At 33.8% G+C, this 26,740-nt stretch carries 30 protein-coding genes and 3 pseudogenes; 12 read left to right on the top strand and 21 right to left on the bottom strand.

Translation table 11 applies throughout. The annotated features are described in order from the left end of the window. Positions 1-37: 37 nt before the first annotated feature. On the bottom strand, positions 38-682 hold the full coding sequence (locus tag MVE64_RS17495; protein WP_247339875.1) for a phosphatase PAP2 family protein: 645 nt from the start codon (positions 680-682) through the stop codon (positions 38-40). Between the two features lie 178 nt (positions 683-860). On the opposite strand from MVE64_RS17495, the pseudogene MVE64_RS17490 reads away from it, so the two are divergent. Beyond that, positions 861-2,068 (top strand): annotated as a pseudogene (locus MVE64_RS17490) (M20 family metallopeptidase). A 92-nt stretch (positions 2,069-2,160) separates the two neighbouring features. Here the strand turns inward: MVE64_RS17490 and MVE64_RS17485 are convergent. The 3 genes from MVE64_RS17485 to MVE64_RS17475 are packed head-to-tail and all read right to left on the bottom strand — an operon-like array spanning position 2,161 to position 4,825. Further along, the gene (locus MVE64_RS17485; protein ID WP_247339874.1) at positions 2,161-2,808 is read right to left on the bottom strand and encodes an EcsC family protein; all 648 of its coding nucleotides are present in this window, start codon (positions 2,806-2,808) and stop codon (positions 2,161-2,163) included. A gap of 57 nt (positions 2,809-2,865) precedes the next feature. Beyond that, positions 2,866-4,092 (bottom strand): ABC transporter permease, encoded by a 1,227-nt coding sequence (locus tag MVE64_RS17480; protein ID WP_247339873.1) that lies wholly within the window; start codon positions 4,090-4,092, stop codon positions 2,866-2,868. Beyond that, entirely contained in the window at positions 4,079-4,825 is a 747-nt protein-coding gene (locus MVE64_RS17475; protein ID WP_098795302.1) for an ABC transporter ATP-binding protein, read from the bottom strand. Before MVE64_RS17475 ends, MVE64_RS17480 begins: the two co-directional genes overlap by 14 nt. A 907-nt stretch (positions 4,826-5,732) precedes the next feature. Here MVE64_RS17475 and MVE64_RS17470 point away from each other — a divergent pair. After that, complete coding sequence (locus tag MVE64_RS17470; protein WP_098795301.1) at positions 5,733-6,155, top strand: HIT family protein; 423 nt, start codon at positions 5,733-5,735, stop codon at positions 6,153-6,155. A 27-nt stretch (positions 6,156-6,182) separates the two neighbouring features. Here MVE64_RS17470 and MVE64_RS17465 read toward each other — a convergent pair whose 3' ends face one another. Beyond that, positions 6,183-7,709 (bottom strand): sensor domain-containing diguanylate cyclase, encoded by a 1,527-nt coding sequence (locus MVE64_RS17465; protein WP_247339872.1) that lies wholly within the window; start codon positions 7,707-7,709, stop codon positions 6,183-6,185. Positions 7,710-7,986: 277 nt separating this feature from the next. Here MVE64_RS17465 and serC point away from each other — a divergent pair. Both serC and MVE64_RS17455 read left to right on the top strand, forming a co-directional pair. Beyond that, positions 7,987-9,065 (top strand): annotated as a pseudogene (serC, locus tag MVE64_RS17460) (3-phosphoserine/phosphohydroxythreonine transaminase). A 182-nt stretch (positions 9,066-9,247) separates the two neighbouring features. Beyond that, positions 9,248-9,774 (top strand): annotated as a pseudogene (locus MVE64_RS17455) (tryptophan transporter). 96 nt (positions 9,775-9,870) lie between these two features. Here the strand turns inward: MVE64_RS17455 and yhzF are convergent. After that, positions 9,871-10,065 (bottom strand): membrane protein YhzF, encoded by a 195-nt coding sequence (yhzF, locus tag MVE64_RS17450; RefSeq protein WP_098795297.1) that lies wholly within the window; start codon positions 10,063-10,065, stop codon positions 9,871-9,873. A gap of 292 nt (positions 10,066-10,357) precedes the next feature. Between yhzF and MVE64_RS17445 the strand changes: the two genes are divergently transcribed. Together MVE64_RS17445 and MVE64_RS17440 are read left to right on the top strand one after the other, a co-directional pair. Next, complete coding sequence (locus MVE64_RS17445) at positions 10,358-10,711, top strand: YtxH domain-containing protein (protein ID WP_247339864.1); 354 nt, start codon at positions 10,358-10,360, stop codon at positions 10,709-10,711. Between the two features lie 209 nt (positions 10,712-10,920). Next, positions 10,921-11,508: an HTH-type transcriptional regulator Hpr gene (locus MVE64_RS17440; RefSeq protein ID WP_247339862.1), complete on the top strand. Its 588-nt coding sequence runs from the start codon at positions 10,921-10,923 to the stop codon at positions 11,506-11,508. Positions 11,509-11,518: 10 nt separating this feature from the next. Here the strand turns inward: MVE64_RS17440 and MVE64_RS17435 are convergent, their stop codons facing one another. Continuing rightward, on the bottom strand, positions 11,519-11,848 hold the full coding sequence (locus tag MVE64_RS17435; RefSeq protein WP_247339860.1) for a DUF1878 family protein: 330 nt from the start codon (positions 11,846-11,848) through the stop codon (positions 11,519-11,521). 234 nt (positions 11,849-12,082) lie between these two features. Between MVE64_RS17435 and MVE64_RS17430 the strand changes: the two genes are divergently transcribed. Further along, positions 12,083-12,622 (top strand): DUF3267 domain-containing protein, encoded by a 540-nt coding sequence (locus tag MVE64_RS17430; protein WP_247339859.1) that lies wholly within the window; start codon positions 12,083-12,085, stop codon positions 12,620-12,622. Between the two features lie 216 nt (positions 12,623-12,838). Further along, positions 12,839-13,018: a hypothetical protein gene (locus MVE64_RS17425; RefSeq protein ID WP_098795292.1), complete on the top strand. Its 180-nt coding sequence runs from the start codon at positions 12,839-12,841 to the stop codon at positions 13,016-13,018. Positions 13,019-13,224: 206 nt separating this feature from the next. Here the strand turns inward: MVE64_RS17425 and MVE64_RS17420 are convergent, their stop codons facing one another. From MVE64_RS17420 to yjcZ, 4 genes are all read right to left on the bottom strand, one after another. Continuing rightward, positions 13,225-13,308, bottom strand: coding sequence for a YjcZ family sporulation protein (locus MVE64_RS17420; RefSeq protein ID WP_098795291.1), 84 nt, complete (start codon positions 13,306-13,308; stop codon positions 13,225-13,227). A gap of 53 nt (positions 13,309-13,361) precedes the next feature. After that, on the bottom strand, positions 13,362-13,445 hold the full coding sequence (locus MVE64_RS17415; RefSeq protein ID WP_098795290.1) for a YjcZ family sporulation protein: 84 nt from the start codon (positions 13,443-13,445) through the stop codon (positions 13,362-13,364). Between the two features lie 116 nt (positions 13,446-13,561). Beyond that, entirely contained in the window at positions 13,562-13,645 is an 84-nt protein-coding gene (locus MVE64_RS17410; RefSeq protein ID WP_098795289.1) for a YjcZ family sporulation protein, read from the bottom strand. Positions 13,646-13,769: 124 nt separating this feature from the next. Then, complete coding sequence (yjcZ, locus tag MVE64_RS17405; RefSeq protein WP_247347128.1) at positions 13,770-13,823, bottom strand: sporulation protein YjcZ; 54 nt, start codon at positions 13,821-13,823, stop codon at positions 13,770-13,772. Here yjcZ and MVE64_RS17400 point away from each other — a divergent pair. Further along, a complete protein-coding gene (locus MVE64_RS17400) occupies positions 13,804-13,971 on the top strand; it encodes a hypothetical protein (protein WP_247347258.1) in 168 nt (55 codons plus the stop codon). The genes yjcZ and MVE64_RS17400 overlap by 20 nt on opposite strands. Here MVE64_RS17400 and MVE64_RS17395 read toward each other — a convergent pair. Then, positions 13,968-14,051, bottom strand: coding sequence for a YjcZ family sporulation protein (locus MVE64_RS17395; protein ID WP_098795287.1), 84 nt, complete (start codon positions 14,049-14,051; stop codon positions 13,968-13,970). The genes MVE64_RS17400 and MVE64_RS17395 overlap by 4 nt on opposite strands. Before the next feature lie 369 nt (positions 14,052-14,420). On the opposite strand from MVE64_RS17395, the gene MVE64_RS17390 reads away from it, so the two are divergent. Beyond that, on the top strand, positions 14,421-15,314 hold the full coding sequence (locus MVE64_RS17390) for a peptidylprolyl isomerase (RefSeq protein WP_247339857.1): 894 nt from the start codon (positions 14,421-14,423) through the stop codon (positions 15,312-15,314). Between the two features lie 57 nt (positions 15,315-15,371). On the opposite strand, the gene MVE64_RS17385 is transcribed toward MVE64_RS17390, so the two are convergent. The 5 genes from MVE64_RS17385 to MVE64_RS17365 all read right to left on the bottom strand — a co-directional run bounded on the left by MVE64_RS17385 (position 15,372) and on the right by MVE64_RS17365 (position 20,955). Then, the gene (locus MVE64_RS17385) at positions 15,372-15,590 is read right to left on the bottom strand and encodes a sporulation YhaL family protein (RefSeq protein ID WP_098795285.1); all 219 of its coding nucleotides are present in this window, start codon (positions 15,588-15,590) and stop codon (positions 15,372-15,374) included. 86 nt (positions 15,591-15,676) lie between these two features. After that, on the bottom strand, positions 15,677-16,621 hold the full coding sequence (yhaM, locus tag MVE64_RS17380) for a 3'-5' exoribonuclease YhaM (protein WP_247339855.1): 945 nt from the start codon (positions 16,619-16,621) through the stop codon (positions 15,677-15,679). Positions 16,622-16,897: 276 nt separating this feature from the next. Beyond that, entirely contained in the window at positions 16,898-19,774 is a 2,877-nt protein-coding gene (locus MVE64_RS17375) for an AAA family ATPase (RefSeq protein WP_247339853.1), read from the bottom strand. Positions 19,775-19,784: 10 nt separating this feature from the next. Continuing rightward, the gene (locus MVE64_RS17370) at positions 19,785-20,459 is read right to left on the bottom strand and encodes a metallophosphoesterase family protein (RefSeq protein WP_247339848.1); all 675 of its coding nucleotides are present in this window, start codon (positions 20,457-20,459) and stop codon (positions 19,785-19,787) included. After that, complete coding sequence (locus MVE64_RS17365) at positions 20,416-20,955, bottom strand: metallophosphoesterase family protein (protein ID WP_247339846.1); 540 nt, start codon at positions 20,953-20,955, stop codon at positions 20,416-20,418. The genes MVE64_RS17370 and MVE64_RS17365 overlap by 44 nt, the downstream gene beginning before the upstream one ends. A gap of 378 nt (positions 20,956-21,333) precedes the next feature. Here MVE64_RS17365 and MVE64_RS17360 point away from each other — a divergent pair, with 378 nt between their 5' ends. Then, positions 21,334-21,519: a YhzD family protein gene (locus tag MVE64_RS17360; protein ID WP_247339844.1), complete on the top strand. Its 186-nt coding sequence runs from the start codon at positions 21,334-21,336 to the stop codon at positions 21,517-21,519. 153 nt (positions 21,520-21,672) lie between these two features. Here the strand turns inward: MVE64_RS17360 and MVE64_RS17355 are convergent, their stop codons facing one another. From MVE64_RS17355 to MVE64_RS17345, 3 genes are all read right to left on the bottom strand, one after another. After that, positions 21,673-22,449 (bottom strand): enoyl-CoA hydratase, encoded by a 777-nt coding sequence (locus MVE64_RS17355; protein ID WP_247339842.1) that lies wholly within the window; start codon positions 22,447-22,449, stop codon positions 21,673-21,675. A gap of 700 nt (positions 22,450-23,149) precedes the next feature. Beyond that, positions 23,150-24,646 (bottom strand): coproporphyrinogen III oxidase, encoded by a 1,497-nt coding sequence (locus MVE64_RS17350; protein ID WP_247339840.1) that lies wholly within the window; start codon positions 24,644-24,646, stop codon positions 23,150-23,152. A gap of 115 nt (positions 24,647-24,761) precedes the next feature. Then, a complete protein-coding gene (locus MVE64_RS17345; RefSeq protein ID WP_247339838.1) occupies positions 24,762-25,226 on the bottom strand; it encodes an STAS domain-containing protein in 465 nt (154 codons plus the stop codon). 240 nt (positions 25,227-25,466) lie between these two features. On the opposite strand from MVE64_RS17345, the gene MVE64_RS17340 reads away from it, so the two are divergent. Continuing rightward, positions 25,467-25,739, top strand: coding sequence for a hypothetical protein (locus MVE64_RS17340; RefSeq protein WP_247339836.1), 273 nt, complete (start codon positions 25,467-25,469; stop codon positions 25,737-25,739). 49 nt (positions 25,740-25,788) lie between these two features. On the opposite strand, the gene MVE64_RS17335 is transcribed toward MVE64_RS17340, so the two are convergent. Further along, complete coding sequence (locus tag MVE64_RS17335; protein WP_379053222.1) at positions 25,789-26,631, bottom strand: phosphatidate cytidylyltransferase; 843 nt, start codon at positions 26,629-26,631, stop codon at positions 25,789-25,791. Positions 26,632-26,740 lie beyond the last annotated feature (109 nt).

Genomic DNA, 26,740 nt, shown 5'->3' with positions numbered 1-26,740 from the left:
CTTATTTTACTTTTTATTTATTCTATTATACTGAATCTTAAATTGAGATGTCGCCTTTTGATTTTCTGTTAATGACTATTTTATGTAAATAAAAATCTAATTGTATAATTCCTATTAGCAAAAGAGAACCAGCAATCATTCCCCCAATTACATCTGTTAAAAAATGCTCTCCTTCCAAAAGTCGGCTCAACCCAATTACAAGAACTATTAAACTTGTACAAACTAAAATAATTTGTTTCATTTTCTGATCATTTGTTTTTTTCAACAGTTTATAAGAGATTGTTCCAAACAGAAGAAGTCCAACCATTACATGACCACTAGGAAAGCTATATCCATCTTCAATATGTTGGGGAAAAGTTGGGCGCTCTCTCCCAATGACAGCCTTCAATGCTTTATTTATAATATTCCCAAATAGAACAGCAACAAATAGAAGCGATGAAGTTATCAAACCTTTTTCCACAACAGCAAATACAATCATAAAAATAAATAATGTCACAATAATTCCGGTGGTTGATCCAAGCATGCCTATTGCTTCAAATATTGTGGCTATCCCATGATCATGAAAAGAATATAACGTTTCTCCAATTGTAGTTTCGAACTTATTTGTAGCATTCAACATTACTAAAGTAATGAATCCTATAAATAATATCATTAATAAAATAACGATATTTTTTGTTTTCACTATTATCCCTCCTACTCCAAATTATTTTCTTGAAATTTTCAAAATTTTTCAATACAATCTATCTAATATTAATACGAATCTATTTTAATACATTTTACTTTGTAAACATATGATTTCACATGGCTTTTTATATGTGAAAACTCATAGATACTAACAATCTCTATCAAGGGGGAATACGATGCTTGATCATCTCTGGTCTACTCTAGACAGTTATTTTTCAGAAATGGTTACCATTCGCAGATATTTACATATGCATCCAGAGCTTTCTTTTAAAGAAGAAAAAACATCTGCATATATTTTAAATTATTATAAAAAACTTGGTGTTAACGTACGTGGGAGTGTTGGTGGTAACGGGGTTGTAGCAACAATTAAAGGTGATCTCCCAGGTCCAACTGTTGCACTAAGAGCCGATTTTGATGCCCTGCCAATTCAAGATGAAAAAGATGTTGAATACAAATCAACTGTTCCTGGCGTGATGCACGCATGTGGACATGATGGGCACACAGCAACATTACTTGTGTTAGCAAAAACACTTCATGAAAATCGTCATCAGCTTAACGGAAATATTGTCCTTATTCACCAACATGCAGAAGAATACGCACCAGGTGGAGCAAAATCCATGATTCAAGACGGCTGCTTAGACGGTGTTGATGTGATCTTTGGTACACATTTATGGGCTACTGAACCTGTCGGTAAAATTCAGTATCGTGTTGGTCCCTTAATGGCTGCTGCAGACCGCTTTGAAATTACTATTCGTGGAAAAGGCGGACATGGTGCACAACCTCATAAAACAAAGGATGCAATATTAATAGGATCTCAAGTGGTAACAAGTTTACAACAAATTGTTAGCCGGAGAGTAGACCCAATTCAATCGGCTGTAGTAACAGTTGGTTCATTTGTTGCAGAGAATGCCTTTAACATTATAGCAAATTCAGCAAAGCTTATTGGTACAGCCAGGACCTTTGATGAAGATGTTCGTACACAAATTGAACGTGAAATTGAAAAGGTTGTAAAAGGAACTTGTCTTATGAGCGATGCAGATTATGAGTATGAATATTTCAGAGGATACCCAGCGGTCGTTAATCATGAGGAAGAAACAGAATTTTTAAAACAAACTGCACCAAGCGTACCAGGTGTTTATGAAGTTGAGGAAAGCCGCTTCAAATGGGCGGGGAAGATTTTGCCTATTATCTACAAAATGTGAAAGGAACTTTTTTCTTTACTGGAGCTAAGCCTGTGAACGCAGAAAATGTATATCCTCATCACCATCCTAAATTTGATATTGATGAGAAGGCTCTACTTATTGCTGCTAAAACACTTTGTAAAGCTGCTATTCAATACCAAATTGATCACGTCAAAAATCCATCCGCTATAGAACAAGGATAACAATAATAAAGAAAGGCAGGAGCTGTGTTAGGCCTGCCTTTGTTGTGTATACTATTGTATTCATTCGACAAACTTCGGGAAGTGACAGTCACTTAAAAAATCCTCAACCGATAACTATTCATCGCACATTCCCCAAGCTGTTGTACGAGATGATAATTGGCTACACCACCAACAACAGCGCCGATTCCTGGAAGTATTTGCATTAGTTTTACAAGATCTATATAGTCGCGATATTCTTGTTGAAAGATACGCCAATCTAAGTCTTTGATTTCTAATTTTTTTGTTTCCCAATTTTCAATGATTGTAAGAGTGTATTCTTTATGTGTATCACTAGAGAAGGCTAGTTGAAACACATAAAGCAAAAATAATCTTTCCTCATATTCCTTCGTACTGTATCCATAATGGTTTGCAACTTCAAAAAGAAACTTCATTTTAATACTAAGAAATAACGGAAAATCTGCTAAGCCTAAAAGAAGTCCACCTGCACCCGTTGAAGCCCCTTCAATCGCAGCTGTTTTTTTGTACATTCCAATTGATTTTCTCACCAAGTTTTCTCGTTGCTCAAATGTTAGGTCCTCAACATTTTTAGGAAATGTTGTGATATTAGATCCTAGTAATGTTGCCTCGACCATCTTTTTAATACTCTCGGTAACAGTATGGTGTACTTTTTCTGGAATCATTCCGTTCATTTTGTTTTGTGCTTTCTTAGATGAACGCTCCCAAAACGATGCTTTTCTCAATAGCTTCTGTTTCCACATTTTTTGCTTCTTCAGCAGCTTGTAATTCGTAGCTCATACCTAAACATCCTTTTCATTTTTCTTTATTCTATTTTTCATATAAATAAAAACAAAAAGATAGGAAAATAAAGCTGTTGCAATAAGGGTTCCGACAAAAATAGAAACAGTTGCAAAAAGGAATGTGATGAGTGAGTAAATCACCGTTTGAACCAAAAATACTGTAAACATTATTTTTAAGAAGCTTGATAATCTTTTCTTTTCAGCATTTGGATATAAGTTAGTCAACTCTAATAACTCAAAATGTTTATATAAACTCATGATCTGAATGCCTGTTAAAAATATAAACAGAACGGATACAACGATGTAGCCTGTTAACTGTTCATTTAAGAATGACAAGATTATGCTTCCGATGATTGTTAACCGAACAATAATGCCCAAATAATCGCCTGATCGAATTAATGCACGCACATACAAATACTCATATACATTTTCCTGATGATACTTTACTTGCTTGACCATCCAATCAAGATAAGCCCGACGCTTAGCCTGTTTCTTAAGCTTAGGCACATCTGTAAATAAGTTTGCAAGCTTATAAAAAGATTGCTTCTTTCCTTCTTCTCTTTTAATAAGCTGCTCCCATTTTAATGCCTTTTGTTTTACATTGTTTGAAAAATATAAAACATACCCTGTCATAATAACAAACAGAATAATTAAGAAAAGTGTATCCTGAGAGAAAATAAAATAAATCACAGATACATTTAATACAAATCGAACAATCAGATCACTCCATTTTGCTGAAGCTTCTGTATAAAAACTCATCGCCCAGCTTACCCTTAAATTCCAAAACTTGACGAGTAGTAAGAGTCCCAAACAAATAAGTAAGGTCTTTCCGTTTGCATCTGTTACCTTAAAATACAAGGGTGTAAATAATATTAAAGGAACAATAACGAGAAAGCTTTGTGAAATAAAACTGTATCTAAAAGCTTTTTGAAAATATCCTCTTAGTTTAAATTCCATCGGCAGTAAAAAAACAATGTCAGCTTCTTTCAACAATGTTCTAACACTTGACGTTATGACGATAAACGCAAAAGTTAATGTCATAATGACGATAGCCGGAAAATCAGGAGATAATGTTTCAAGCCATCTTTGATAAGTTAAAGCTCCACCCGCTCCTAAAAATATAAAAACGAAAAGAAGGTGGTCATTTAACATATACTTCAAGTACATTCTCGTTTCATTTATATGTTGATTTACTCGTGTCTGCCATATTTCATTAACGCTCTTCATCTTGATCTTCCTTTGTTAACTGAATATAAAGATCATCTAAAGTCGCATCTCTCATTCCAAATTGTTCCCTTAATTGAAGTAATGTTCCTTTTGCGCGAACTTCTCCGTTATGTAAAATAATAAAAGAATCACAATATCTTTCCGCTGTTGCTAATATATGTGTTGACATAAGAATACCTGATCCTTGTTTTTTAGCTTGATCCATCATTTCCAATAATGAATTTATAGCTAATGGATCTAATCCAACAAAAGGCTCATCAATAATATAAAGCTCAGGTTCAACTAAGAAGGCACACATTATCATAACCTTTTGCTTCATTCCCTTTGAGAAATGAGCTGGAAACCACTTTAACCTCTTCTCCATCCGAAATTCCTTTAATAACGGTTGAAGTCGTTTTTCGAAGGTGTCCTTATCAATTCCATATGCCATCGCTGTTAGCTCTAAATGTTCATACAGTGTTAACTCATCATATAAAATGGGTGTTTCTGGTATAAAGCTAAATTGTGAACGATAGGCTGCAGAATCTAAAGCAAAGGTATTCCCATTAATGGAGACTTGTCCTTTATGAGCTTCCATTGTTCCAATAATATGCTTGATTGTTGTACTTTTACCAGCACCATTTAGACCGATTAGACCAACAATATTACCTTTTTCAACCTCAAATGAAATATCCTTTAAGACAGGTTTTCGAGTATACCCACCTGTTAAATGTTCAACCTTTAGAAGCGTCATGATCACGTTTCTCCTTTTACTTTTTAATTTGTTGATTTAAATTTAGCAGTAAAAATTGTAGAGTTTTTTCACTGCCTTCTTTTTATAGTATCAAAATTTAAAATCACTTGCCTAAACTTAGAAAACTTTTTCGCATAATCTTGGTTTTCTGGGACATCATAATTAGTGAGGAAGGGTTAATTGTTAAAAACAAAACCTTTAAATGAGGTGTTTGTCCCAGACAATTTCTTTTAACTCAAGGGATCATTGCTTTACCATTGAAAAACACTCGCGAAATGAGGTGTTTACGGGCCGCTATTCTGTTGAATTAGATGCCTGCATGTAACATCATTTTGTAAATGAGGTGTTTGTCAAAGACAATTCCACTTTTTGTTATGTTATATAAACAACTAACAAGGGGATGATTGTATTGAACAATGGTCATCACACATCAGATAGCATTTAAATAAATGTTAAATGAGGTGTTTGTCAAAGACAATTATATTGTTTTTACCCATTGATGATTGAACTCTCACGAAATGAGGTGTCTACGGGCCGCTATTTTCTTAAATAAACGCTCTGTATAGCATCATTTTATAAATGAGGTGTTTGTCAAAATACAGTTTCCGAAATGTTAGAACGTTTATTTAGTAACAAGGGGATGATTGCATTGAACAATGGACTTCACACATCAGATAGCATTTAAATCTAAATGTTAAATGAGGTGTTTATCAAAGACATTTTCCCATAACATGAGTTTTTTTCCTTCCTCGGGAACAGGGTGAACATTCGCTTCACTCTGTTCTTTTTCTTTTCTCTTATGGTAAAATATAGTTGTTTCATAACTAGTAGTTAAACATAACATACTTACTTTACAAATAATGTTGAAAGCTGTTGAATAACTATTTTTTTTAAGGAAGTGAAAAGTATGAGTGACTGTATTTTTTGTAAAATTGTTAAGGGAGAAATTCCGAGTGCAAAAGTATTTGAAAATGAACATGTTATTGCCTTTTTAGACATAAGTCAGGTAACGAAAGGACATACACTTGTTGTTCCAAAAGTACATAGAGAAAACATTTATGAATTAACACCCGAAATTGCGAGTAAATTATTTGAGGTTGTTCCCCAAATTGCCAACTCCATAAAAGAACAATTCCAGCCTGATGGCCTAAATTTACTTAACAATAATGGAGAAAAGGCCGGACAATCTGTTTTTCATTATCATATGCATATCCTGCCAAGATACGGTAAGGGAGACGGATTTGGTGCTGTATGGAAGTCACATGCAGATCAATATACACCAGAAGATCTCCAAGAAATTGCTACCACAATTAAAGAAGGAATTAAATAAAAGGGCCATGACGGCCCTTTTATTTTTTCAAGACAATAAATGAAAATTGTTTTTTCCTGCCTTCTTTGCAATATACATGGCTTCATCTGCCACCTTAATAAGTGAATGATAGTCTGTCCCATGTTTGGGCGATTGCGCAATCCCAACACTTGCTGATACAGTGATCATAATCTTATTGATTTTATAAGGCTCATTTAGTTTCTTAATCACTCTGTCAGCTAATATTCTTAATTGCTCTTTGTCCCTCTTCATATCTACAAGCAAAACGAATTCGTCTCCACCAAGCCTAGATACTGTATCTACCTCACGAACGATATGTTTAAGGCGTTCAGCTACAAGTTGCAGTAAAATATCACCTGTTTCATGACCATAAGAATCATTAACTTCCTTAAAACCATCTAAATCCATAAAAAATACAGCAAATTCTTCTTCTGCTGAAATTAAATCGTTCATTTTTTTTGTTAGATATCCTCTGTTAGGGAGATTAGTAAGGGAATCAAAATTTGCTCTTTTCTTCCATTTGTTATTATACTTTTCAAGTGTTGCAAGCATATCGTTTATTTGCATGGCTAAGTGGCCAATCTCATCATCACCGTGACTACCAACGCTATTTCCATTATTGTCGTATGAACGAATGTTTGCAATGCTTCGCTTTAACGATAAGATTCGCGAAACGAATATCTTATCAAAAGTAAAATAAAGTACAGTACAAATGATTGTGACTAAGACTAAAAAGGAAAGGAGATTCAGTAGAATTAACATCCTGCCATTTTTATAAATGGTTCGTTCGCTTTTCACTTCAATATACGAAAGTGGATCACCTTTCAGATCCGTTAGAACACTGTAGCCAGCTATTGTAGTATCACTTACCTCGTCAATATATAAATTTTCATTTTCTAATTGCTTCACCTCTTGTTTTGACAATTTCTTAGGTGAATCTTGAAAAAAAGAAAGATCAAGCTCTATGATATTGCCTAATTCACTAACAAGTTTTTGATCTAATTTTCTAGTAAAAATAAGTGTTCCATTTGAAGGCCCTTCATATTGACTGTTTAAAATCGGGTGAGCGGATAATAGCATGATTCCGTCAGGAGTTTTAATTAAGCCGTTTATTTTTTCTGTTGAATGAAGAACTTTTTTAAGTTTATATATATCTATCCAATTGCTATCAATATAATTTTTAATAAGTTTTCCTTCAGAATCCATTTGACTAACATAAACAATCTGTCCCCTATTATTTATGAAGATCATATGATCAATATTGTTTTGTAGAAATGTCTCAGAGGTAAGATTCGATTGAATATAAAAATCGTTTTTATCTTCAATAAAAGAAATGGTGTCATCCCATGCAGCATAATCCAAATTCAAACGATCCAGTGATTTTAATTCATTATTTAATAAGTTACGTGTTTGGTTAATTTGCGTTGTAACCTGCTCTTGCTCATATATATGATGAATTCGACTCGTGATTATTCCAACCAATAGAACGATAATGAACATAAATAAAGAAATTATACTAATTGAAGCAATTAGTAGCTTTTTTCTTAGAGTCATGAAAACCTCCTTTTTGTATGCAGTTACTCTTACTCTATTTGGAAATGTTTATACAAATATAAACTTCCATTCAAGAATAGAATGTGATTTTCAACCCAAACTTCTTTACTATTTTAGAGTTTATCAAACCCTAAGTCATTAAGAAATGTTTTTTGAATAAAATGTAAACGTTTTCTGCACCAACATTCACAAAGATGAAAATTTTCAGTCTACATTTCCTTCTATTCATGATAGGATATGAGTATTATTTTACGTTCATATCAAGGAGGGCAATACATTGAGAGCATATAATTTTAATGCTGGACCAGCGGCAATTCCATTACCCGTGCTAGAGCGCGCACAAAAAGAGTTAGTAAATTTTAATAACACAGGTATGTCTGTTATGGAGCTAAGTCACCGAAGTAAAGACTATGAAGAAGTGCATAATCGTGCAAATTCATTATTAAGAGAGCTTCTAGGAATTCCTGACAATTACGAAGTCCTTTTCCTACAAGGTGGAGCAAGCCTACAGTTCACTATGATTCCAATGAACTTCCTAAAATCAGGTCAAACAGGTCATTTTATTACAACTGGCTCATGGTCAGAAAAAGCGCTAAAAGAAGCAAAAACATTTGGCGAAACTCGTATTTTAGCTTCTAGTAAGGAAGACAATTACACACACATCCCAACAAATTACTCATTAAATGATGTTGAAAATGGTGCTTACCTTCACATCACATCAAACAATACAATTTTTGGTACTCAGTGGAAGGAATATCCACAAAGCCTATTCCTTTAATCGCTGATATGTCTAGCGATATTCTTTGTACTGAAATTGATGTAGAGAAATTTGATCTTATTTACGCAGGAGCTCAGAAAAACCTTGGACCATCTGGTGTAACTGTTGTTATTGTGAAGAAAGAGTTTCTAGAAACAGCAAAAGAAGATGTTCCAACGATCTTAAAATATTCAACTCACTCTAAAAATAATTCATTATATAACACACCCCCTACTTTTGCTATTTACATGCTTTCCTTAGTACTTGAGTGGGTAAAAGAACAAGGTGGAGTGAAACAGATTCAAAAAATAAATGAAGAAAAAGCTGGCTACATCTACTCTGCAATTGATGAAAGTAATGGATTTTACAAAGGACATGCTGAAAAAAACAGCCGTTCTTTAATGAATATTACCTTCACACTTCAGAACGAGGAACTTACAAAAAAATTCCTTCAAGAAGCAAAAGAGCGTCAATTTATCGGCCTTGCAGGTCACCGCTCAGTAGGTGGATGCCGTGCTTCAACTTACAATGCTGTTCCTAAGGAAGCATGTGAAGCATTAGCTAAATTCATGACAGAATTTAAAAATCAAAACAGTTAATAAGATGTAAGGGGTTTGTTCCTTGTTTGGAGGACAGCCCCTTTTTTTGGTATTAACACTCAAAGAAAAAACCTGTACGGAATAAGTAATTGTTGCTATAATAACGATAAGCTCTCGCAATAGGAAATGAGTTCACTATTGGGGAGATTAGTTTATGAGATTAGAAGAGGAGAGATGAGAAAATGAACACGAGAGTATTAGTTATTTTATCTTTATTTGCGGCAATTGGGGCTACATTTTGCATATGGTGATGCCTCCATTCTATAATGGAATGAAGCCTGACATGATTTTATTGATGATGTTTATCGGAATCATTATGTTTCCAAGTATGAAAAATGTTACTTTACTCGGTATCGTAACTGGATTTTTATCTGCGTTAACATCAACATTCCCTGGTGGATTTCTACCAAATATCATTGACAAAATCATTACAGCATTTGTATTTTACGGCTTATTCTTAATCGTAAAGAAAATTGCCAATAAAGTTGCCACAGCTACTGTACTCGCTGTTATTGGTACAATTGTTTCAGGAACAATCTTTTTAACTGCCGCCTTATTAATTGTTGGACTACCAGGTGGTGTCGCATTTACAACATTATTTCTAACTGTTGTTCTTCCTGCCACTTTATTTAATGGAGCAGCCATGATTATTATCCTGCCAATTGTTCAAAGTATTTTCAAACGCTCAAAAAACTTAACAGTTGCTTAATAACGTATAAAGAAAAACCCCGATCACATTTGATTGGGGTTTTTCTTTCATTATTTTAAGTACGCAGATCTAAGTCATCTTTCACCCGGATCTCCATTACTGATTAAAAAACATTAAAATAACACCAATTAACAGCATGATGACTCCTCCAGTAGCAAGTACAGACACCTTTTGTTTCACTACCTTTTTAGGTGGATAAGATGTTGATTGTTGTAGAAGTTTAAAATAATGAAAAGCACCAATAAATAGTAATAAGCTTATGACAAAAAATAAAAAGATAACACCTGACATGCTCATCCTCCCTTCAATCTTGATGCATTTTTGAAATTGCCGGCTTGGTGAGATCTTATTGTGTTTTGCCTACCCTGAGGCAAAATCTTAAAAAGAGCCTAAATGTACGAAAACCTGTCCATCGAAGCGCGAACCGAAGTGGACAATAGTAGGAAGTAAAGAAGGACTTTTTAAATATTTATGCTAACTTTTATGTAACTATGTATAATGTTTAATGAAGACACCTTTGGGTATGTTGATAAGAGGTTGTACGAGTGTTTTAATTATCTACATAAAATATGGAGGGATATGAATGGCAAATAAAAATTCTTTACTATTTGGTCTCGTTGTTGGAGGAGTGATCGGCAGCATTGCCACATTACTTTCAACTCCTTCTTCAGGAAAAGAATTACGCGGACAATTAAACTTAAATCGAAAGCAACTCGAAGATCTTTTACACCAGCTGAAAAATGAAAGCAAAGCATTGAAAGAACAAGTTTTAAAAACGGTAAAAGATGGCTCAGTAGTCGTAAAAGAGGTATCTTCTGACTTTAAAAAAACAGTAGAACAATTTCAGCAAGAAATTGAACCACATAAAAATGACTTGATGAAAGAAATTGAAGAAATTGACCTCAGAATAAAACAACTTGAACAAACCTTAAAGTAAAATATATCCTCTTAGGATATGAATTATTTTTCTATTTCATCGAAAAGTGTGATGGACAAGCATTGTCTTCACACTTTTTTTGTTCTTAAACCATTGATATTAAAGGGTTTACAAAAATTTTTAAAAATTTTGTAAATTTATATCTTTATTAATCTTTATTTTATTGGCATAATAGAGAATAATAATAGGGAGATCAGGGGTGACGGCTGATGAAACATAATAATGAAAGGGAATTTACAGTAAAAGAAGCCTTGTTATTTAGTCAACGCGTTGCACAGCTTAGTAAAGCACTATGGAAAACAATTGAAAAGGATTGGCAACAATGGATAAAGCCATACGATTTAAATATTAACGAGCACCATATTTTATGGATTGCCGATCATTTAAACGGAGCTTCAATTTCAGAGATTGCTAAATTCGGAGTTATGCATGTATCTACTGCCTTTAACTTCTCAAAGAAACTTGAGGAAAGAGGTTACTTAGAGTTTTCCAAAAAAGCTAATGACAAGCGTAACACGTATATTAAACTTACAAAACAAGGCGAGGAAATACTTTCAAAGCTTTTAGAAGACTTTAGTCCAGACAGAAACTCTGTATTAAAAGGTGCTTTACCACTTCAAAATTTATATGGGAAGTTTCCAGAAATGATGGAAATGATGTGTATTATTCGTAACATCTATGGCGAAGACTTTATGGAAATCTTTGAACAGTCATTCCACAGCATAGAGGATGCATTCAATGATACCCAAGGAAAAGAAAAAGAGTCTAAGTCTGAACAATTAATTTCATCAACTTAATGAACGATCACTACATTAATTCCAAAAAATCATCCATAAGAGGTCTGTATAATTTTTGCTTATGCAAAGCACGGATTGTTTCATATAAATCCAGCTTTGCATTTAATTGGCCGGCAAATTGCGTAAGGAGGTCTGTAAAGATCACTAACCCTTGCGCTTTTTGTTCATTATGGTTTTCACTAAGCTCATGGCAAATGGTATGTATTTCTTCAATTTCTTCCTTCGATAATCCTTTACTCATCACCATATGATAAAAAGGAAATTTTTCCGGATCAAGCATTTTAATGAATAACGTTTGATAATATTCCAATGTCTCCAAACGCTTCTCTATAGAATCCATTTGTTACCCTCTTTCTCGTACATTATTGTCCTTTATTTTATAGTATTAACGAATTTTAAGAAAGTTTTAACGAATACTTTTGTTATTGAAAATGAAACAACAAGTATGAACCAACATCTAAATTGATCCTTTTTATCTAAAAAGGATCCAATTCCAAATTCCATATTGATTTTTTCTTTGCACCGTCGTACAGTATGGTAGTACTTAGTTTTAACAAATGTGGACGGTGAGACGATGAGCTGCTGGAAAACCATCAATCTTACAAAAGATATTGGACTATACAGGATCATATTAATATCTTTATTAACGATGATTCTTTCGTTTATTTTAACCTACTTACCTATTAATCTTCTTTATTCAAAAGTACATCTCAAAGACGGGCATTTCTCAATGTTTATCCTGTTATTAATTAGCATGATTCCTTTTCATAAACTGCTCCACATTATTCCTTTAATTCTTTGTGGCTGCAGAGTTTCAGTAAAGATTAAACTTTTTCATTTATTCCCCACCATTCAATTAAAAGCATGTCAGGGAATGAAAAAAAATGAAATGATTGCTTCACTTCTAACACCTTTTGTCACTTGCTCCATTCTTTTTATACTTGGGAGTATATATTTGCCTACCTACATGCATTATTTTAGCATTGCAATGGCATTTCATATTGGACTTTGTGTTCCGGATTTTCTCCTTTTAAAACATCTACTCTTTGCTCCTAAGCTATGTTTTATCGAAGAATTTGAGGATGGTTACGAAATTCTTGTTCAAAATAAATAGAAAAAGTGATTAGCTCTGGCTTGTCACTTTTTTATTTGTTATAAAGCTTTAACTTAGAAATAAAATAAGAGCAACTATGGGTCTGTAATTTCTACTAAGGCTTGCCTTTGCAGTGTTATCTTTACATATATTTGAAATGTAATAGTTGTCAATGCTATCTTTTTCTCCAATAGTCTGGTAATCTAATATGTATAATGAGGGAAGGGGGATCTCAAAATGATAATCTTCTTTATCTTGTTTGCAGTCTTTATCTTGTTTTATATAAACAAGCTTACAAATGCTTTATGCTTAGTTCGCGAGATTCCTGAAGACCGCCAAACAAAAGTTTTTAGAACAATAAATGTTCTTATTACCATTTTGTTAATCTCTTCATATATTGAAATTCTGTATACCTAATTCATATGTTTTATCTTCTTAGTAGCCTCGGTTAAAATGATCTCATGCTCCATTCTTGTAATCGTTATGTATGAGTGTCTTAAAAACGCATGTCTTTATTTTCCTCGAGAACTCGTAATTTCATAATGGAAAAATACAAAAATCATACATATCTAAAAGTTAAAAAGCTAACAGGGACACCCTGTTAGCTTTTCTTAATGTTTATCTTATAACCATGCTGCACCAACAATGATTAACAAGATGAACAATACAACGATTAACGCGAATCCACCTGTATATGCACCGCTCATTATTACACCCCCTTTTCAAGGTGATACAAATAATCTTTCTTTATATGACTTTATTAAAGGTAAGAAGCTCCAATAATAATTAATAGGATGAACAATACTACAATCAAAGCAAAGTTTCCTGTAAAACCGTGGCTCATAATTAATTACCTCCTTTATCTCTTTCCCTATATCATATGGTCATTTGTTCTAATGTGATTGGACTGTTGCCCAATTCCTTCATATTTTTCTTAATGTCATAAAGACATTGTAAGATTTAAAGATAAGAAGCTCCAATGATGATTAACAGAATGAACAGTACAACAATCAAAGCAAAGTTATTTGAAAAACCAAAGCTCATAATGAATCCTCCTTTATCTTTTATACTTTATTCTATGGTCATTTGACTTGAGGTGATTGGACGTTTGCCCAATTTCTTCATTTTTTTATTCTAGTGTCTATTTTAGACATCTCATTAGTGTCGATTAAAGATAAGAAATTTTAATGATGATTAGCAGAATGAACAGTACAACAATCAAAGCAAAGTTATTTGAAAATCCAAAGCTCATAACAAGTACCTCCCTTATCTTTTTCTTTATCATAAAGGTCATATTTGTTCATAATGGTTGGATGGTTGCCTATGATTTATGTCTTGAACATACAATCAAGGTCATCTCATTTTATTAAAGGTAAGAAGCTCCAACGATGATTAACAAAATGAACAGCACAACGATTAAAGCAAAGCTATTTGAATAACCAAAGCTCATAACTAATTACCTCCTTTTCTCTTTACACTTATATCCTATATAAATTCAGGCTTTTTGTTTGGACGTTTGCCCAGATTTGAGGAATTAGCTTATTTTTTTCTTTAGGTATGCTTTGTAACAAGTTATTCTTTCAATAGTACTAATAAATTTTCATATACAAAGCCACAGCTAATGAGTTTTCTTTATGAATGATTTTAGCTTTCTTCTTATTTGGAGAAGATACATAATGGTAACCATTCTCCCATGGAATTCCTAATCTGAAAAAACTTTTTGAACTTGTCACATTATGGTATAGTATTTCTTGTACTATCTAAAATACATAGCAAGCTAGATACTGTTTAAATTTCATAACTAGGAGTTGTAGTAAAGATGAAAAAGATCGCAATTGTATTAGCAGCAGCAACTAGCATACTTGCACTAAGTGCTTGCAACAATAATGCTGACTCTGAAGTTGTTGTAGAAACAAAAGCTGGTAATATTACGAAGGACGAATTCTACGATGCAATGAAGGCTCGTTTCGGTGCAGATGTGTTAACAGAGCTCGTTCATGAAAAAGTATTAAGTGAAAAATATGAAGTAACGGATGAAGAAGTTCAAACTGAATTTGATAACTTAAAAACACAATACGGTGCTCAATTTGAAAGTGTTGTCCAAACTCAAGGTGAAGATGTTGTAAAACAAATGGTCAAAGTGGATCTGCTTAGAAAGAAAGCAGCTGAAGCTGAAGCCGAAGTTACAGATGAAGATATTAAGGCTTACTACGATACACTGGAAGGTCAAATTAGAGCAAGCCATATTTTAGTTGCAGATGAAGCAACGGCAAAAGAAGTGAAGGAAAAATTAGATGCGGGTGAATCATTTGAAGATCTTGCAAAAGAATATTCTACAGATCCTGGTTCAGCTCAAAACGGTGGAGATCTTGGATGGTTTGGTGAAGGTGCAATGGTTCAAGAATTCCAGGATGCAGCCTTTAAATTAAAAGAAGGTGAAGTAAGTGCACCTGTTAAGTCAGATTATGGTTTCCACATCATCAAAGTAACAGAAACAGTGAAACCACTTGAAGAAATGAAAGAATCCTTAAAAGAAGAAGTACGCAACCAAAAAATCCAACAACCTGATACAATTCAAAATGCTTTAGACAAAGCAATTGAAGAATCAAATGTAGAAGTGAAGGATGAAGATTTAAAGGATACTTTTAAAGCAGCAGAAGCAGAAGAACCAGCAGAAAAAGAAGAAGAAAAAGAAGAAGAAACAAAAGAATAATTCTAATAATTAAAGGCTCTCGTCATTTTGACGAGAGCCTTTGTTTGTAGCAATATCTTAGCTTGCTGTTTGATCGTCTTGTAGCTCCGGTTGCTGTGTTAATAGATCTCTTTTTTTCTGACGTTCCTTTTCAATACGGTCAAGATACACTTGACCCTCCTGCTCAATGAACGTATCATCAATTTGTTTATCTTGTCGTGCTGTTTTAAATGCCATATATCCACTTACAAGAATCCCTATAATACATAAATAAATCCACCACGGCATAACGAACATTATACTTCCTCCCCTTTTAAAGACTTGTACACTTGAACAAGCTCTTTTGTAGGAGAATATGAACGAAATAGCGATTTTATGCCTATTTATTTATGAAATGTTGGCTTATAAAAGGAACGGTTATCAAGAGCAAATACTCTTTCTGTGTATTCTCCTGGCTTAACTCGTTCAAGGGCACGATCCATCATATTCATTTTTGCATCAAGATTATCAATATAATGTAAAATTTCTGCTTCTTTGATCATAGGTGGTTTTGGACTACCCCATTCAGCCTTTCCATGATGACTTAAAACGAGGTGCTGTAGGACTACTACTTCTTCCCCTTCGATTTGAAGGTGTTCAGCTGCTTTAGCAATTTCATTTACCATAATGGATATATGACCTATAAGGTTTCCTTCAACTGTATAAGTTGTGCTAACTGGTCCAGACAATTCAGTAACCTTTCCTAAATCATGTAGAATAACTCCAGCATAAAGAAGATCCGTATCTAGACTAGGATATAAAGCAGCAATTGATTTTGCCAAATCAAGCATAGAAACAACATGATAGGCTAAACCAGATACAAACTCGTGGTGGTTTTTTGTCGCTGCTGGATATTCAATAAAAGCAGCACCGTGCTTTTTCAACAAATATCTTGTAATACGTTGGATATTTGAGTTTTTCATCTCAAAAATGTATTGTGTAATCTTCTCATTCATCACTTCTTTTGCTATAGGTGCAGTTTCGAGAAGATCTGAAATCTCAATGTGCTCTTCGTCATGCTTCGGACGGATCTTGCGAATTTTCAACTGATTTCGTCCACGATAATGATGAATATCTCCTAATACTTTGACTATGCTTTGCGGGGAATACAGGACTTCATCATCCTGTGATGCATCCCAAAGCTTTGCTTCTATTTCCCCTGATGTGTCTTGTAAAATTAAAGTTAAAAAAGCTTTACCATTGCTTGCAATTCCTTTAGTGGACGTTTTGATTAGTAGGTGTACTTCAACTTGTTCTCCAACGTCATAATGCAAAATCCCTTTTCCCATTTATAAAGCTCCTCTCGGTTGGACCATCTTTATTATTTCGCTTCATACATTTTTGGCATTGCTGTGATCGCCAATCTTTTCAAACATCATCAATTAATAATCGTATGGCTAGTATAGCATAGTTCCTTTATTCTTTCGGCTGCAAAACACTTTCAAACAAACCAAACTAACTAACATTTATTTGTGATAGGTTAACCATATTCTGAGACTGATAGGTATTTGCCATATGCTCGTGACATGTAAAATAAATCACTTGGTTCTCTTCTTTAAGTTCATTTAATAAAGAAATGGTGTTTGATGTTCTGCGATGATCAAATGAACAAAGCTATCATCCATAATGATTGGCAAATTCACTTGCTTGTTAATATTTTTTATAATCGCTAGTCGTATCGATAAATACAGTTGTTCCGAGGTTGCTTGACTTAACTCTTCTGCAAAAAACTTTGTTCCATCATGTCGTTCCACGATAAATGACTGCTTATCACTTGGTAAATATACATTGTGATACATCTTAGATGTAAGTCTTGTAAAAAAGTAGGTTATGGATGTCATTAACTCAGGTAAGTTTTCTTCTCTGTGTCGCTGAACTGTTTTTTGTAGCAAATCTTTAGCAAGTGCTCTAACAATCCATTTTTCTGCTTCCTCTTTAACAATAGCCTTTTTATTTTCAAAAGAATGCCTTAGATTTGAGTATGTTCCGCTCTGTTCCATCTCTTCTAATTTAATGAGAGTACTGGATTGTTCTTGTTGGAGTTCCCTTTCACTTGCTTCAAGTACGTTTATTTCCTCCTCTATCTCTTGTAACCTTACCTCAATATCGTCAATTTTTGTGTTTGAAAGTGTTTCAATTTCAATGTCTTTTTCTGTAGCTAACTGTTTATCAATCCATTGCTTTTGCTTTCTTACTGCTTCTCGTTGTTCATGCAATTTTGCTTGTTTGCGAAACTCATCTTCTGTTTCACACCCACTACTTTTGATAAAATCTTCTTTTTGCTGTTTTAAAAATGTAGTGCTTTGAACATATTCACGAAGTTCTTCATCCAACTCTCTTCTTTTTTCTAATAACTGTTTTTGTTTTTCCTTCTTTGTTCCTTCTATGCTCAATTGCTTAAACAACTCATGTACAGTTTGTTCGATTGAGTTTCCTTCAATATCACAAGCCTTTATGATCTCACTAACCATTTGTTCATACTTTAACAATTCCTGTTTTATTAACTTTTCCTCAGCAATAAATTTGTTCTTTTCAAGGATAATATGCTGAAGTTGTTGCAACAACTCAAACGCCTCTAAAAGTGCTTCTGATGATGCATGTTCATCAATCTTCAACAATAGAGCTAAATGAGCTTGCTTTTGTTTTAATTGAAACTGAGTTTTTTCCCACTCCTCATATTGCTTGACAATTCTTTCATAGTTTCTCTCTTGTTGTTGAAAAAGTAGTTGCTCATGGTGGAGCGTTTGTTTTATCTTTTGGTCATGATTAAGAAGATGAATTAATTCTGGTAACGATTGAGAAGAGGATGACTCATATGCCATTCCCTTTTTTAAATCCACTTCAATTTTCTCAAGCTCCATTGTTAAATGTAGAAGAAGTGGATCTTTTTTCGTTTTTTTATTTTTTACTTGAAGGATGAAACTAACACCTATTGCGATACAAACAAGTAAAAGTATCCAATGCTGCTGGATGAGAGACCATATCGTTCCAATTTGGGAAAGAATCACTAAGAAATAAATTAACATCGATCCTTGCTTTTTCTCCTGCTTATGGTCTTTCTTACGCCTTGTTAATTCATTTAATAGTCTCTCTCGTTCTTGTTGAAGTTGATTGGTATTAACATTTTTATAATCTTCGACCTTCTGTTCCAAGTTCTTTCTTTCATCATCAGGTAGCTCTTCTTTATGCAACTCATTTATTTTCCATTCAGTTTCTTCAATTGAATTTCTTGATTGCTCAAACTGCTCATCCAACATCTGCTTTCGTTGCTTGGCCTGCTGATCCTCAAGTATGATCTTCTTTATTGCTTCCTTCATCGGAATGGTTGCATTTATTTCCAATATCTCCTCATCACTACTATGTGGATAAAGTCTTTGTTTAAGAAGTTCAATTTCATACTGTAGTTGTTCAATTCTCTTTATTAAATGAGATTGTTTCTTTTGCTTTTCATCAAAAAGAGCAAATTGTTCACGTGCTTCATGAATCGCTTTTTTATTTTGAATATATGCTTCATTTATTAGTAAATCTTCCAGCTCTTTGTTCACTTTCTCTGAGTTACTTTTTGAAGAATTTAATTTGACCTCAATTGGCTGAATAGACATATTAAACTGATCTAGCTGCTGAATGGCATCCTCCGGAAAATGCTCTGTATCAGGCAAGGATTTCAATTGTTCTAAGCACCAGTTTCTTTCCTTAATAAGGGGAATAACAGATTTTATTCTTTCTAACTCTCTCTGTAAAGACATATTTTCTTTTTTTGCAACTACTACTTGAGATAGCTTTTCCTTTAAGGATTCTTTTGCTTTTAATAATTGCTCGTAGTCACTATTTTTTCTTTTAGCTTCTAACATCTTAGCAGCGCTATCCTTTAATACTACTAGCTCTTCATTTAATGTTGGCTTCTTACCATTCGGCTTATAAATGAGTTCCTGTTGCTTTGTTAATTTGTCCTCAATCGTAAATAATGCATCGGCACCATAAATGCTTGATAAAAATAAAAATTTCCCAACTTGGTCTGAACTCATTTTATGAATTTGCTGTAGGCCATGAACATCAAAAGAGAAGATAGATCGATACGTTTCTTTATCTAATCCAGATAATAACTCACCTAAATATTCTTCATCTTTTGTTGTTCCATCCTCCAGCTCAATTGTGACCTGCCCACCAAATTTTCCTGGTACTCTTTCTATTTTAATTCGCCTGTTCTCTTCACTTCTTAAAATTAAATAACCTCCATAGCTTGTTGCTCGTTTAGGCTCATAACGATTTTCTGCTTGTTGTTTAGTGGGAAAACCGAATAAAACGCTATGTATAAATGACATAATTGTAGATTTTCCGGCTTCATTTTCCCCATAAAATACAAGTAGGTTGGATTTCCCTAAATAAAAATGCTGATTTTCAAATTTACCGTAACCATAAATATGTAATTCTTCAATTTTCAAAAAGTTCACCTCACTTTATTTCACCTTGTTGTAAAAGTTCGTTTTGCAATAATTTCTCCGCTTCCTTCAGTAGCTGCTTTTGTTCTTCTAAGGTGTATTCTTTAAAATATTTCCTATATACTGGGTGCTTAATAAGTGGGTTTATCACTTCTTCAAATGAATGATAGTCATCTACTGTTTTTTGCAAATCAGTATAGAAAGTGGAAAGCTTAGGAGCATCAATCCCCTTTTTATATGTTTTATTAATAAGTTTCACAATCCAAACAAAGTTTTCATGCTCCTCAGCACGTTCATTAAAAATATCTATAATATCCTGAGCAATGTCCTGTTGCTGCAGAGTATTGGCTAAAGAACCTGCCCCTGTTAAAGCGATTGTTAAACATGTTGGCTGAGCTTTCATTTGAATGGATTCAATGGCTGTCTCGCATTTGTTCAGTAATTCTGAAAAGTGATGAAGTCCATCAATTGATATTTCAACGTCTTCCCACAAGATTTCTTCAGTAGAAACAAACGTACTTTTCGTTTCTCCTTCTTCCAATTCAACTAAATAACAGCCCTTTTCTCCAGTTTCCTTACGATGTCGTCCTTGTATGTTTCCTGAATAAGCAATCACTTGATGATTTTCATATAAAATCTGACGCTTATGAATGTGTCCTAGAAACCCAATAGTTAAATTCTTTGTCAATTAGCTCATGAAGCTTAAACGGACAATACACATCATGCTCTTGACTGCCCTCTATCGACCCATGCAGCATACCAATATGATACACAGAAGGATTTTCCTTTTTTATATATTGAGAGGTTATATTTTCCTGAAGAGATCGGGTTGGGTAACTATAACCATAAATATAGGCGAGCGGTATATCATTTTTACGATATTCCTTCATTTCAACAGAATGACTTGAAAAAACATGAACATTTTCAGGCCACTTCAGATCAATCCACTTCCCACTCATATGATCATGATTTCCATGTATAATATAAACTTGGATTTCTGCTTGCTCTAATCGCTCAAATTCTCTTTTTAGCTTTAACTGGGCCTTTAAACTTCTCTCATCTTCATCGTACAAATCACCTGAAAGTAATAAAAAATCCACTTCTCTTTCAATCGCAAGTGATATCATTCTAGAAAATGATAAGAACGTACTTTCTCTCACTCTTTCAAAAAGATTTGAAGGCATATGCTTTAATCCGATAAACGAGGCTGTCCAAATGGAGATCAGCTGCATGTATAAACTTAATTGAACTCATATTTGTCACATCCTTTATAAACCACGTAAACAATTAATATTCCCTACTTATATAGTATCATCTCCAAAATACGAATGCACGTTCTGTAAAGATAAATTTATGTATATATAACTTATCGTTCTCCTATGTATGAGAATAACAGTAGCAAATTGGACATCATTAGTGTTCTTTAGTACGAAAATACATTCGTATCAGCATCCTCCACACTTTCAATTTGGCAAAAGAATGTTTCATATTTCTGCAGGAAAAGTATAATAGAAGTAAGAATTATATAATTATAATGTTTACAACAAGGGGAGGAAATGAAGATGGTGACTTACTATTTAACGGTTTTTGAAAAAAATGGGGAAAAACTTTTAGATGAGAGCTTTGAAGCTCAATCTGAAAATGAAGCAAAAGAAATTGGACAACGCAAATTAGAAGAACAAAATTATACAGATAAAACACACCGCTGTACATCTGCAGCTGGGAAGCTCGTGTTATTTGGAAGATAAATTGAGGAACTGCCTTAGTGAGGCAGTTCCTTTTTTAATTTGGGTAGTTTGTCGTTTTTTGTCTAATCGTAGATAAACCTCCAGGAATCGTTGATAAATTCCTATAATGGAAGATAAACCTCCAGGAATTGAAGATAAGTCCTCCAGATTCAATTAATTTCCGATAAAATGAGCCGGGCGTTTTTCTAAAAACGCAGCAACTCCTTCACGATGATCTTGTGTTTTTCTCATTTCTAATTGTTTTTCAGTTTCAAGGTCTAATGTTTCAAGCAAGAGCTGTTTTTCTTGTTCACTATATATCATTTTTGAAGAAATCATCGCCTTCAATGGACGCGCTTCCAATTTTCTTTTTACCAATTCAAGCTGTTCTTCTGTATCTCCTTCATAAGCCATGTCAATAATCCCTGCCTTTAATGCTTCATCAGAGGTCATTGATTTGCCTTCCCAGATCACTTGCTTGGCTTTGTGTTCTCCTAATCTTTTCTTTAAAAAGAAATGCCCTCCACCATCTGGAATAAGACCGATATTAATAAAATTCATGGCAATCTTTGCATTTTTCTCCGCAAATACTTGATCACATGCTAAAGCAAAACTTAGTCCTAAGCCAGCTGCAGCTCCGTTAAGAAAGCTTACTGTTACCGCAGGCATCGTGTATAAGCTGACAATAATGTTTTTTATATTGTTCATCACAGTTTGAAAGCCAGATTCGTCTGCGTTAGAAAGCATCGTTTTTAAATCACCGCCAGCTGAAAAGGCACGACCTCTTCCAGTAACAAACAAAAGCTTTACATTAGAAGCAGCAACATCAGCTAAGCACTCAGCTAATTCCTGAAGCATTTCTACGTCCATTGCGTTTAATGAGTTAACTCTGTTTAAATATAATGTAGCAAAATTCCCCTCTTTGACCAGCTCAATCGTTTGATATGTCATTCTCATCCACCCCTAAAATGTATTTCAATATATTAATTCAAGAAAGCTGGTTGATATCCTGCTTGTTAACGTATTAGTATCTTAATAATTCTTAGGTAAAAAAACAGCAAGGTATATACAAATACGATTAAGCGATTTCAAAATCTTCAAGAATCGTTTGAAAATAATCTACTAAAATAAGCGGAAAAATTCCTCTTAATGAGGAATTAACACGAAAAACAGATTAAATAGACGGAAAAATTACGCCTATTTAATCGTAAAAGCTGAAAATGGACCCTTTTACTTTGCTTAACCGGAAAAACTCCGCTTATATCCTCAAAAAGAGTTCCATCCTTCAATATAACCGGAGAAACTCCGCTTATTTAAACTATCGTTACTCGGATAAACAAGAGGGTAGTTTTATTTATCCGCCTCTCAGACTTCATCACCCATCCCCTGATAGTTACATATCTTTTTTGCACGCCAATAGAATAACAATGAGCTTGCAAATTTTCATGCTGACAAAAACTTATATCACCATGTTAGAATGGGTTTGAATTTAGTGTACAGTTACCGTCCATTTAATTAAACCCTATATATATCTACAAAAAAGAAGCAGTCCTATTCAGTTGCGAATAGGACTGCTAATTGGTGTGCTAATTTAGTTTTTGTATTCGAAAACTGAACCCTTTCATATACAAAACCTTGCTGTTTACATTCTTTATTTAGAGAACAACTCTTCTAGAATAGAGATTTTTTCATTTGTATAATGTTCAAAACCATCATTATATGATTTTGGATCCTTTGGGTTGGCAAAGTGAGTAATTTTCCTTGTCACAGGATGAACAAACTTACTTGCAGCTCCGCATCCAATCCCAATAATCGTTTGCTGTTCTTCCATAATCATGATGTTATAAAGACTATCCTGCCCTTTTAAGGCATAACCAACATTCTCTAAATTTCCGAGGATGTTTTTTTGACGGTATAAATAATATGGTGTATATCCATGATCTTTTGTCCAAGAAACTGCATGGTCCATCATCGTGGTAATTTCTTCACGGCTTGCCACTTTATACTTATGTTTGTTTTGCGTCATTTCTGATGCACGCTTAAAAGAAAGTGTGTGAACCGTCAATGACTCCGGCATCAACTTTGCTGATTCTGCAAGAGAATAATCAAATTCGTCAACACCTTCACCAGGTAAGCCGATAATTAAATCCATATTAATATTATTCATCCCCATACTTCTAGCTAAATGAAACTTCTCTATTGTTTCTTCAACAGTATGATGCCGTCCAATTGCCTTTAATGTTGCCTGTGTATAGGATTGAGGATTAATACTAATACGATCGATTTTCCACTTATTTAAAATATCAAGCTTTTCCTTTGTTATAGTGTCCGGTCTGCCTGCTTCTACTGTAATTTCTCTAATATTTTCTAGATGCGGGAACGATTCGGCCATTTCTTCATACAACATATCCATCTCTTCTGCTGTAATACTTGTCGGTGTTCCGCCACCATAATAAACAGTTGTAATTTTAATGTTCTTTTCCTTTAACCAACGACCGATTTCTCTCATTTCATAATGAAGGCCACCTAGGAAAGAAGTAACCGATCCTTGTCTCCCATTGATTGCATACGCTGGAAACGTACAATAAGCACACTTTGTTGGACAAAAAGGGATGCCAACATAGATACTCACCTCGTTAGACAGGGAATCTAAATCCGGAATAACTTCTAGCTGTCGTTCAACGATCTGCTTCATAAGATTAATTTTTTCATCTGACAACAAATATTCTTCCTTAAACATTTTGTGGATGTTTTCTGTTGACATTCCTTCTTGTCGCTTTTTATGGTAAAGCTTCGTAGGACGTATTCCGGTTAAAATTCCCCATTTTTGAATCATACCTGTGTAATCCTGAAGAAGAGTTAAATAAACAAACGAAAGAGTGTTTTTCACTTGTCTTAATCGTTCTTTCCCTTCTACATTAACAGGAATTTGCTTTTCCTTGTTTGCCTCGTATCGCTTGCCATCCTCTGTTAATAAATTTCCTGTGATTGAAACACACTCATCATCTTCTTGAATAAAAAACTCTGCTTCAAGAGTATGATCATCTTCTATAAAGCAGAGCTCTGTTTCTTCAAAAAATAAATTTCCGATTAATGTGAGCGGACGATGGAAACGTTCATCTTCAATACCTTTTATATATATTTTCATTTCATAATCACCCTATATCTTTTTCAAAACTTATTTTAGTTTCTTTTACTATCATCCATGAAAAACTTATCTTTCTGATAGTACAAAAAAACAAGTGTCTCGGTCAATGTTATCTTTATACAGAAGCCTTTTGTAGGACAAAGCCTTTCTTTTTCATTAAATGTTTTAATGCTGATTGAAATGTAGAAAATGACTCTGCTTTTATCTGCACACCAGTCGTGACAATCTCCTTAATAAGCTGTGGAGAAAGACCAACATAATAAGGCTCGACTCCCATTAAAAAAATCGCATCTGTTAATTGATGTATTTCGTTTCCTAATTCTCGCATACCAATTTGTTCAATTTTATCTAATGTAATATCTGTCATATCAATAATAGCCGTCTCAATATCATGTGTTTGGATATACGATAAAATCTTAATTCGAATTTTTTCAAATCTTTCTTCAAGGAGAATGCCTGTAATCGGCACTAAGATTGTATCTGGTACAATTGATGGAATAATTGGTGCTGACATTTCTAAGATGACTTCTTCATATTCTTTGATTTTTGTTTCTAGCTGCTCAACATATTCTTTGTTCATATTTTGCCCCTTCATTTTAACATCTTTATTATATCTACTTGCTATTTGAATGAGAATTAATAATTTCTTTCCACTAGTAATAGTAACAATTACTCATATACAGTAACAAGCGATATTAGGAAAAATAAATATTAATAATATTATCCACCAGTAAGGTCATAGAATAATAATAAGATTATAAAAATAGGAGGCAATCGCAGTTGAAAAATTGCTCCAGTTATCATTGTTGCAGTAGTTGCTATGATAGGTTATCTAGATTCTCCACAATTTTTCGAGAAGGAACAAGCCATTGTCAGTATTCCAGTTCCAGCTGATGATGCTGAAACTGCTACAACTGAAACAGAAGAGTCTGTTGCTTTACCTGAATTTGAAAACAGGCTTGTCGATTTGAAAGAAGAAGATGGATATGCTGTTGAAGTATATCAAGAGTATGAGGTTTATAAGGACGAGCAAGGAAATGTTATAGAACGAATTCCGACGGAGAATTACCACTATTTACGATATAAGGAGTAAGTTCTAGATCAAGTAAAAATGGGACTGTCCATTTAGACAGCCCCTTTGTTTACATAAACTCATAAAAATAACGGATAACATGGAAAAATACTGGTGAGGTATATGTTAAACTATCAACACGTGTTAAATAACTTTTTTGTACGTTCTGTAATTTTTCACGGTCCCCTATAAGCAAGTCACGCTTTAAAACTGAAATGGTTAAACTTCCAAAAAACCCACTTAAGCTAATTAAAACACCTGATATTATACCAAACTTTAAGTCGAGAGGCGTTAAGTAAGGATAAATAAAGTATGCAATTGTTGTTGTGACGACGGTTGCACCTACATACCCTTCCCATGTAATGGTAGGATTCGCTGAGGGTACCACCTTTCTTTTCCCTATATAGATCGAAATCAAATAATGAACAACATCATTTACTTGTGTTAACACAACTAGAAAAAGAACTAAATTTGCTCCGTATTCAGGTGTTGCGAATTGATAATACGCTAAATGACTTAACCCAAACACCATTAACATTAATCCCCACTGTGTTGAGCTTACTGAACGCAAAAAGCCACTTGTACCTTTACCTAATAGCCTGGGTAGAGGTAAAAATAAGAAAACATAAACAGGAATAAACACAATAAACATTCCATACCAGCCGATATAAATCCAATAAAACTGTACAGGAATCGCTAAATAAGACCAAAGAAATAAACGTCGATCAGCTTTTCTGGTTTTCATCATAGAAAAATACTCTTTTAGAGCAAAAAAACATAAAACCATTAATGAAAGCAATGAAACAACAGGATTAAATAAAGTAGCCATACAAAATACTGCAAACATTCCCCACCAAGTTTTTACTCTTAAAAATACAGCGGTAAAATCCTTCTCTGGCTCCCTTTTGCTCATGAATATAAAAACAATGCTCACACTACTTAATACAAGTAAAAAGATCGATAAAGTCCAAAGCGTTGTAATCAAGTTTTCACCCACCAAAAAAATGAATTATTGTATAATT

Origin of the sequence: Metabacillus endolithicus (assembly GCF_023078335.1) — a bacterium.
Classification (GTDB): Bacteria; Bacillota; Bacilli; order Bacillales; family Bacillaceae; genus Metabacillus; species Metabacillus endolithicus.
This window is presented reverse-complemented; position numbering and strand designations above follow the sequence as displayed.